The sequence below is a fragment of the Methylibium sp. genome, assembly GCF_013817365.1.
Lineage (GTDB): Bacteria > Pseudomonadota > Gammaproteobacteria > Burkholderiales > Burkholderiaceae_C > Methylibium.
The window spans coordinates 1-3,452 of the sequence record NZ_JACDCU010000422.1; the positions used below are offsets into that span (position 1 = coordinate 1).

At 62.6% G+C, this 3,452-nt stretch carries 2 protein-coding genes; both read right to left on the reverse strand.

Features of this window, described 5'->3' with window-relative positions:
* Positions 1-248: 248 nt before the first annotated feature.
* Positions 249-2,078 carry a hypothetical protein gene (locus H0W38_RS18970; protein WP_292457078.1) on the reverse strand — a complete coding sequence of 610 codons (1,830 nt, stop codon included), beginning with the start codon at positions 2,076-2,078 and terminating at the stop codon, positions 249-251.
* A 106-nt stretch (positions 2,079-2,184) separates the two neighbouring features.
* Complete coding sequence (locus tag H0W38_RS18975; protein ID WP_292457081.1) at positions 2,185-2,658, reverse strand: hypothetical protein; 474 nt, start codon at positions 2,656-2,658, stop codon at positions 2,185-2,187.
* Positions 2,659-3,452: the final 794 nt, after the last annotated feature.

Sequence of the window (3,452 nt, forward strand, 5' to 3'; positions counted from 1 at the left end):
AAGTTCGGGGGCCCGATTCGGGCATACGGCTCCTACCGGCGACGATCAACGGCATCGCTGCCGCTTCCTCGAACATCGTCGACTTGCCCCAGACACCGCGGGCGCCGAGGTTGTCGCCATGGTCGACCGGCCATCCAGATTGACGCTGTACAGGCCAAGCTCCAATCTCCGTCACCAGAGTCCGGCGCGACCTGACCAGGTCACGCGGGCGAAGGTTCAGGTCGCTCTCCGCGGCTGCGCCTCCCGGGTCAGCGCCCCATCCTCGGGCGCCGAGTGAGCGCTGGCTTCGAGACGTTGACAATCGACCGCGCATGGCGCGACTCACGCACCACGGCGCCACCGTAGTCGCGCGCGACGGGATCAGGCGGAAGCCCCGCGTTGATCTGGATCTCGATGGTCTCGACGGAGTTGATGGCGCCAAGAGAAAGGCGAGTGAGCAGTGCAGAATGGTCCGCCTCGCCGTCCAACAGTGGCACGCCGACCGATAGGTCCCACGCGCGCCAGCCCGCTGCGTCCGGATCGACGCCGCGTGCCCGACTCTCGGTCAAGAACGTGGCGGCCTTGCGCAGGTAAGCCGTCTCGAGATCTGGCCTATGGGCGCCAAGCCCGGGCGCGTGGGATGCAACGATTCTCGCGAGCCGCTCCGACCAGGTCCGCTCTCGGAGAGCCTGCGCTTGGGCTCTCGGCAGATGGGCTCCTGCATGGCCGGACGGTCGCCCGGCAGTCGAGGGGCCGCTTGCGGTGTGGCTTGCATTGGCCCTTGCCGGCGCGGATCGGCGCCGACCTAGATCGGTTGAACCAGCGGTGGTGTCGTTGGAGACGGGGACTGGGCGCGTGCCGCTTGGACGAGTTTGGCGTTGTTGGCCTTCGCTTCCCGCCTGGCCCTGGCTTTTTCCTCCCGCTCCAGCTTGGCCTGCGCTTTCTCGGCCTGCTGCTGCATGGCCTTGGCCGCCAGCGCCCGAAGTTGGTCGCAGTCCAGCAGAAGGTGTTGCTCGTGTGGCTGCCACACCATCACGCTCATGGTTCGGCAAAAGGCGTAGGCCTTCGCTGTCTCGGTGCCCTTCGACTCCAAGTACCACAGGGCCGCCGGGCAGCGCGTGCAGACTGTCGAGGGTTGGGATGGTGTCGAGAGTTCGCCAACGACCGGGCGCAAAGGCATGTGCTGGAGCCAGTCCGGCAACGGGGGGGTTGAATTCATTTCTTTCTATCCTGCTGAGTCTTTTGGGAAGTTGCCAGACCGGCTTCAGATACCGATGCGGTCCAAACGGGACATGTCGGGTCGCCAGCAGCGCAGAGACCTTGGTCTCGTCGACGCCGATGGCCTCCAGGATTCGCTTGCCCGAATAGGCGGCGCCGACCTTGCTGCCGGAGATTCGGATCTCGGCCTGGCCACGGGCCGGCAGTTCGAAGACAAATCCGGTGAACCGGGGCGGACGAACTTGCCCATCCGGGGCGGGCTTGGCGGATGCATCAAAGCCGGCATAGACGGCCAGTCCGCGCGCTTCGGCCACGCTGATGAAGTCGGCCAAGGTGCCGGCGAGTGCCGCTTGCCGGGCTTCTTTGAGAATCGCGGCGACGCGATTTCTGGGAAGCGGTTGCTTCAATACCGACCGACGCTGCAGCCGTTCGTGACGCTGAACTTCCCTGCGGCGCGGCTTTTTGAACTCAGGGAGCTCCACAATGCGATACGTCGGGGCGCCGCGCGCACCGAGAATGGTCTGATACTGCGGACCACGGGTGATTCGCAGACCGTGAAGTCTTTCGAGTTCCTGGGTGACACGGGTTGATATCAGATTCTCCTGCCGGCCATACCAAATAGCACCATTGAAATCGATGCGGCTTGCAATAATGTGCACATGGTTGCGGCCATGCGCGACCACCGCGTATTGGTGCCGGCGCGGATCGAATTCCATCCGTGCCATGTAGTCATGCGCGATGGCGAGTTGGCGCGGGTGTTCGACGATTTCATCATCCGGCAATCTTAAGGATTGATGCCAGACCGGCTTCTTGATATCAGTTCGAAACGACTGGGTGATGGAGAACTCGGCGGCGAGACCCGCCTCGTCGTTTGAGGCCATGCACGCACTCGTCCCCAGAAACTTCGCGTGCGGGTCAGCGAATGCGTATCGGAGGACACCATCGAAGGTGGCCCCACGAGATATTTTCTGCATCCCCTTCATGCGACTACTTGCCGAAAAAAAACTCTTCGTGAGGCATCAGATCTTTAAACTCGGGGACATCAGGAGCCAGTCGCTGTACCTTGACCAGTTGCTCGCGCAGGGACTTCAATTCGTCGAAGATCGACTCAATCATGTCTGGTTCGGTCGGATCGATGGAACCCGCCGTGAGGCCGTCCCCAATGTCTCGGACATTCTTTCCGAGGCGGCCAAGCTCAGCACACATCGCGCGGTTGAGCACCGGCACCGGGCGGGGTGCCCGCTTGCCAACCGCACAGCAGCGCAGGTACCGGCTGGCCGCCTTCATGCCCTTGCGGATGTGGGGCCCGGCGTCCATGATCGATGCCGCGAACCCCGGCTCGCCGAGCACGCGCTCCAGGTCCACGAGCTCGGCGGCGTTGAAGTACACCCCGATGCGGTACATGCGACGCTCGCCCGGCTTCGCGACGGGGCCAGGCTTCTTGTCCAACTTGTCAGGCATCTTTTCGGTCCGGTTCCCCAGCGAGACTGGGGGCCAACGCGCCGCGGGACCAGCATCTTTGGTCCGATCCTCACTCCGTCGAGTTAGCCCTTGCTCGCTTCATATCGACCAGTTCGCGGAAAAACTAAGGGCGACCGACTGTGCGGACACGCTCCACCGCGGCGCTGACCTTCCGACGGGGCGATGTGGCAGCGCCACCGCGAGCGAACGTGACGCAGTCAGGATGGGTCAGTGACATCAGGCTGCGAGACCACGATCAAGCGCACCGGGACAGCGCGCTGAAGATGAGGGACGTCCTTCAGGAAGCCAAAGGCCGGCACCTGATGGCCCAGCGGGGGGCCTCGGGGGAACGGCGTCCGCGTCGGCGAGGCGATGTCGCGCAAGTCAAAGGGTCAGGCTCTCGACTGCGACGGGCGAACTGTGCCAACCGAAGTACGCAAATTCCCGCCGAGCCGGCTTGCGCAGATGGCCAGGGGCGACTCGGTCCAAATCATTTTGAATCGATAAACCGACGAGGCAGGCAGAACTATCGTCCTCCGTCGTCTGACGATACTCATCGTTCAAGGCGCCTGGCCGGCTCGAAAAGCCCTGCCCCTAGAAATCACCGGCTAGAAACTAGGCGTCATCTTGATGTGAGCAATATTTATGCGTTACTCGCCGCCGAACAGATCGAGAATTGTTCGGTGCAGTCTATTCTCGAATGCATTTGATGTCTTGACGCCAGCTGGGACTGAGCGCATTTGGGCCAATCTATGTGGCGCTCAAACGCATTATATCTCTTGGCTTAATTTCTG